This window comes from Cellulomonas septica (assembly GCF_012396155.1).
Taxonomy (GTDB): domain Bacteria; phylum Actinomycetota; class Actinomycetes; order Actinomycetales; family Cellulomonadaceae; genus Cellulomonas; species Cellulomonas septica.
Window position 1 is genome coordinate 1 of record NZ_JAAXOY010000224.1, and the last position, 4,950, is coordinate 4,950.

At 74.1% G+C, this 4,950-nt stretch carries 5 protein-coding genes; 4 read left to right on the forward strand and 1 reads right to left on the reverse strand.

All coding sequences use genetic code 11. From position 1 onward, the window contains the following. On the reverse strand, positions 1-264 hold a 264-nt coding region (locus HGA02_RS10030), incomplete at its 3' end, for a hypothetical protein (RefSeq protein ID WP_168678884.1). 157 nt (positions 265-421) lie between these two features. Between HGA02_RS10030 and uvrC the strand changes: the two genes are divergently transcribed. The 4 genes from uvrC to whiA all read left to right on the forward strand — a co-directional run. Continuing rightward, complete coding sequence (uvrC, locus tag HGA02_RS10035) at positions 422-2,518, forward strand: excinuclease ABC subunit UvrC (RefSeq protein WP_168678885.1); 2,097 nt, start codon at positions 422-424, stop codon at positions 2,516-2,518. Continuing rightward, positions 2,515-3,459 (forward strand): RNase adapter RapZ, encoded by a 945-nt coding sequence (gene rapZ / locus HGA02_RS10040; protein ID WP_168678886.1) that lies wholly within the window; start codon positions 2,515-2,517, stop codon positions 3,457-3,459. Before uvrC ends, rapZ begins: the two co-directional genes overlap by 4 nt. Next, positions 3,456-4,457 carry a gluconeogenesis factor YvcK family protein gene (locus HGA02_RS10045; RefSeq protein WP_168678887.1) on the forward strand — a complete coding sequence of 334 codons (1,002 nt, stop codon included), beginning with the start codon at positions 3,456-3,458 and terminating at the stop codon, positions 4,455-4,457. Before rapZ ends, HGA02_RS10045 begins: the two co-directional genes overlap by 4 nt. Before the next feature lie 48 nt (positions 4,458-4,505). Then, positions 4,506-4,950 (forward strand): DNA-binding protein WhiA (gene whiA / locus HGA02_RS10050; protein WP_168678888.1); only part of this gene is annotated, 445 nt, incomplete at its 3' end.

Here is a 4,950-nt window from a genome sequence, read left to right on the forward strand (position 1 = left end):
GTCCGCCGCCCATGGCAGGTACCAGTCGAGGAACGCAGGGGAGAGCAGCTCGGCGACGTCGATGCGCCGCTCGGCGGCGTCGAGGTCGTCGGGCGCGGTGGCTGCGACGTCGTGGGGGAGCGGGGAGGGACCGTGCACGCCGGCCAGCGCGGCGGCGGTGAGCGCGTGCCGGAGCGCCCAGCGGCGCTGGCGGTGGAGAGATCGCGACGCCCCGGCGTCCACGAGCCGGGCGAGGTGCCGGTCGACGGCGTCGGTCGCACGCATGAGTCATGATAACAGGCCATTGCGTTTGAGACGCCGCCCACACCCGCGCGCGAACCTCGCGGCGCCCACCTCACCTCCGGCGTCGTGAAGCCCAGACGCACGGGCCCCTGCGGGCCGCGGGGCGAGGGTGTCGGAACGAGCGCCTAGGCTCGACGGCATGGCTGATCCCGCCACGTACCGCCCCGCGCCGGGGGAGCTGCCGGACTCCCCGGGCGTCTACCGCTTCCGCGACGAGCACGGCCGCGTGATCTACGTCGGCAAGGCCAAGAGCCTGCGTTCCCGCCTGTCGAGCTACTTCCAGGACGTGCACAACCTGCACCCGCGGACGCAGCAGATGGTCACGACCGCGGCGTCGGTCGAGTGGACCGTCGTGCCGACCGAGGTCGCGGCGCTCGCGCTCGAGTACACGTGGATCAAGGAGTTCGACCCCCGGTTCAACGTGAAGTACCGGGACGACAAGTCGTACCCGTACCTCGCGGTCACCATGGCGGACCAGTTCCCGCGCGTGCAGGTCATGCGCGGTGCCAAGCGCAAGGGCACGCGCTACTTCGGCCCGTACGCGCACGCGTGGGCGATCCGGGAGACGGTCGACCTCCTGCTGCGCGTCTTCCCGGTGCGCACGTGCTCGGCGGGCGTCTTCAAGCGCGCGGCCCAGCAGGGGCGACCGTGCCTGCTCGGGTACATCGACAAGTGCTCCGCGCCGTGCGTGGGGCGCATCTCGCCCGACGACCACCACGCGCTCGCGCAGGACTTCTGCGACTTCATGGCGGGGGACACCGCGAAGTTCACCAAGCGGCTGACGGCGCGCATGAGGGAGGCCGCCGCGGAGCTCGACTACGAGCAGGCGGCGCGGCTGCGCGACGACATCGCCACGCTGGAGAAGGCGACCGAGCGCAACGCCGTCGTCCTCAAGGACGGCACCGACGCGGACATCTTCGCGCTGGCCGGCGACGAGCTCGAGGCGGCCGTCCAGGTGTTCCACGTCCGCGACGGGCGCATCCGCGGCCAGCGCGGGTGGGTCGTCGAGAAGGTCGAGGACATCACGGACGCCGAGCTCGTCGAGCACCTGCTGCAGCAGGTGTACGGCACCGAGGAGGACACGGGCACGGCATCGGTGCCGCGCGAGGTCCTGGTCCCGGTGCTGCCGCCCGACGTCGAGCAGGTGCAGGACTGGCTGTCCGGCATGCGCGGGTCCCGCGTGCAGGTCCGCATCCCGCAGCGGGGCGACAAGCGCGAGCTCGCGGCCACCGTGCTGCGGAACGCCGAGCACGCGCTCGTGCTGCACCGGACGCGTCGGGCGGGCGACCTCACGACGCGCAGCCAGGCGCTGCGCGAGATCCAGGAGGCCCTCGACCTGGCGTCGGCGCCGCTGCGGATCGAGTGCTTCGACGTGTCGCACAACCAGGGCACCTTCCAGTCCGCGTCGATGGTCGTGTTCGAGGACGGGCTCGCGCGCAAGAGCGAGTACCGCCTGTTCAACCTCCGCGGCCCGGACGGTGACGGCGCGCGCGACGACACCGCCGCCATGCACGAGGTCATCACGCGCCGGTTCCGCCGCTACCTCGCGGAGCGCTCCAACGCGGGCGACGTCGAGCTGGGGCTGGGGGAGGACGACGACGAGCCGCGTCGCTCGGGGCCGGTCGACGAGACGACGGGCCGTCCGCAGCGGTTCGCCTACCCGCCGAACCTCATCGTGGTCGACGGCGGTCAGCCGCAGGTCGCCGCCGCGGCCGCCGCGATGGCCGAGCTCGGCATCGACGACGTCGCGCTCTGCGGCCTCGCGAAGCGCCTCGAGGAGGTGTGGCTGCCCGGCGAGGACTACCCCGTGATCCTCCAGCGGTCCTCGGAAGGTCTGTACCTGCTCCAGCGGCTCCGTGACGAGGCGCACCGGTTCGCGATCACCGCGCACCGCCGCCGGCGTTCCAAGGGCATGACGGTCTCCGTCCTCGACGACGTCCCCGGGCTCGGCCCCGCGCGACGGGCGGCGCTCCTGCGGCACTTCGGGAGCGTCAAGCGCCTGCGGGCCGCGTCGGTCGAGGAGATCGCGAGCGTCCAGGGCATGGGCGAGCGGACCGCCGCGGCGGTCGTGGCGGCCCTGGCCGGCGACGCCGCGCAGGCGGGAGCGCCGGGTGGGACCGTCGTCGTCCCGGCCGCCGCGGGTCCCGCGAGCGACACCCCTCCGGCCGACGCGCCGTCCGACGCGAGCCCCGTGTCGGCCGAGGAGGCGTCCGGGTTTGGCATGCTGAGGTCATGACCGACGAGCCGTCGCCGATCACCGTCCCTGCCGGCATCCCGGCGCTCGAGGCAGCGGCGGAGGGTCCGCGCCTCGAGGCACCGCAGCTCCTCATCATCACGGGCATGTCCGGCGCCGGCCGGACACGTGCCGCCGCCGTCCTCGAGGACCTCGACTGGTACGTCGTCGACAACCTCCCGGCGCAGATGCTCACGCACCTCGTCGGCATGCTCACGAGCGGCCCGACGGGTCAGCGCGCCCAGCGGCTCGCGGCGGTGGTCGACGTGCGCGGGCGCGAGTTCTTCGCCGACGTCCGCCAGGTCCTCGACGGCCTGCGGGCCGCCGGGGTCGACCACCGGATCCTGTTCCTCGACGCGTCCGACGAGGTCCTCGTCCGCCGGTACGAGCAGGTGCGGCGCCCGCACCCGCTGCAGGGCGAGGGGCGGATCCTCGACGGCATCGCCGCCGAGCGCGCGGTCCTGGGCGACCTGCGCGAGCGCGCGGACACGGTGATCGACACCTCCGAGCTCAACGTGCACGACCTCGCGCGCGAGGTCCGCTCGGTCGTCGTGGGCTCGACGGCGGACGTCCTGCGCGTCTCGGTGCTGTCGTTCGGGTTCAAGTACGGGATCCCGCTCGACGCGGACCACGTGGTCGACGTGCGGTTCCTCGCCAACCCGTACTGGGTCACCGAGCTGCGCCACCTGACCGGCCGGGACGCACCCGTGCGCGACTACGTCCTCGGGCTTCCCGGTGCCGTGCAGTTCGTCGACCGGTACGTCGACGCGCTCGAGCCGGTCCTCGCGGGGTACCTCAACGAGGAGAAGCGCTACGTCACGATCGCGGTCGGCTGCACGGGCGGCAAGCACCGCTCGGTGGCGATCAGCGAGGCGGTCGCGGCACGCCTGCGCGAGCGGGGTCACCAGGTCGCCGTGTCGGCGCGGGACCTCGGCAAGGAATGAGCGTCCCGCCGTCCCAGCGTGCCGCCCGCGGGTCCGGTCCGGCCGTCGTCGCGCTCGGCGGCGGGCACGGGCTCTCCGCGACGCTGTCGGCGCTGCGCCTCATGACCGACCGCATCACGGCCGTCGTGACCGTCGCGGACGACGGGGGCTCGTCGGGCCGCCTGCGCGACGAGCTCGGCGTCCTGCCGCCGGGCGACCTGCGGATGGCGCTGGCCGCCCTGTGCGACGACTCCGAGTGGGGCCGGACGTGGCGCGACGTGCTCCAGCACCGGTTCGCGTCCGAGGGCCCGCTCGACCGGCACGCGGTCGGCAACCTGCTGATCGTCGCGCTCTGGGAGCTGCTCGACGACACCGTCGAGGGGCTCGACTGGGTCGGGCGGCTGCTCGGGGCGCGCGGCCGGGTGCTGCCCATGGCGGCGGTCCCGCTGCAGATCGAGGCCGACGTCGTCCACGCCGACGGGACGGCGGACCGCGTGCGCGGCCAGGTGTCCGTCGCGACGACGGGCGGCCGCATCGAGCACCTGCGGCTCGAGCCGACCGACCCGCCGGCGTGCCCGGAGGCGGTCGCGGCGATCGAGGAGGCCGACTGGGTCGTCCTCGGTCCGGGCTCCTGGTACACGTCCGTGATGCCGCACCTGCTCGTCCCCGGGCTGCGGGACGCGCTGCAGCGGACGCGGGCGCGCACGATCGTCACGCTCAACCTGTCGCCCGAGTCGGGCGAGACGGAGGGCATGCGCGCCGAGGAGCACCTCGAGGCGCTGCACGCGCACGCGCCCGAGCTCCGGGTGGACGCCGTGGTCGCGGACCCCGGCGCGGTCGACGACGTCGACGTGCTCAGCGACACGACCGAACGGCTCGGTGCGCAGCTGCTGCTGCGTCAGGTGGGACGCGGCGACGGCACGCCGATGCACGACCCCCTGCGGCTCGCCGCGGCCTTCCGGGACGTCGTCGAGGGCTTCCTGGGGGACGTGGGCACACGTGCGGGCGGCGCGGGCTGACCTCCCGGACCGGACCCGGACGCTCGTCCCAGATGGCAGGATGACGCCATGGCGTTGACGGCACAGGTCAAGGACGAGCTCGCGCGTCTGAAGGTGGACCGCACGTCCGTCCGCAAGGCCGAGGTCTCGGCGACGCTGCGGTTCGCGGGCGGGCTGCACATCATCTCGGGGCGGATCGTGATCGAGGCGGAGCTCGACACGGGAATCGCCGCACGGCGGCTGCGGCAGGCGATCTCCGAGGTCTACGGGCACGAGAGCGACATCATCGTGGTCTCGGGTGGCGGCCTGCGCCGGGGGAGCCGGTACGTGGTGCGCGTCGTCAAGGACGGCGAGTCCCTGGCCCGGCAGACGGGTCTGCTCGACAACCGCGGCCGCCCCGTGCGGGGTCTGCCGCCGCAGGTCGTGTCCGCGGGCGTCGCGGAGGCGGAGGCCGCGTGGCGCGGCGCGTTCCTCGCGCACGGCTCGCTCACCGAGCCCGGCCGGTCGTCGGCCC

Coding starts and splice junctions, on each gene's coding strand:
- uvrC (WP_168678885.1), top strand. CDS start 422: ATGGCTGATCCCGCCACGTACCGCCCCGCGCCGGGGGAGCTGCCGGAC.
- rapZ (WP_168678886.1), top strand. CDS start 2,515: ATGACCGACGAGCCGTCGCCGATCACCGTCCCTGCCGGCATCCCGGCG.
- HGA02_RS10045 (WP_168678887.1), top strand. CDS start 3,456: ATGAGCGTCCCGCCGTCCCAGCGTGCCGCCCGCGGGTCCGGTCCGGCC.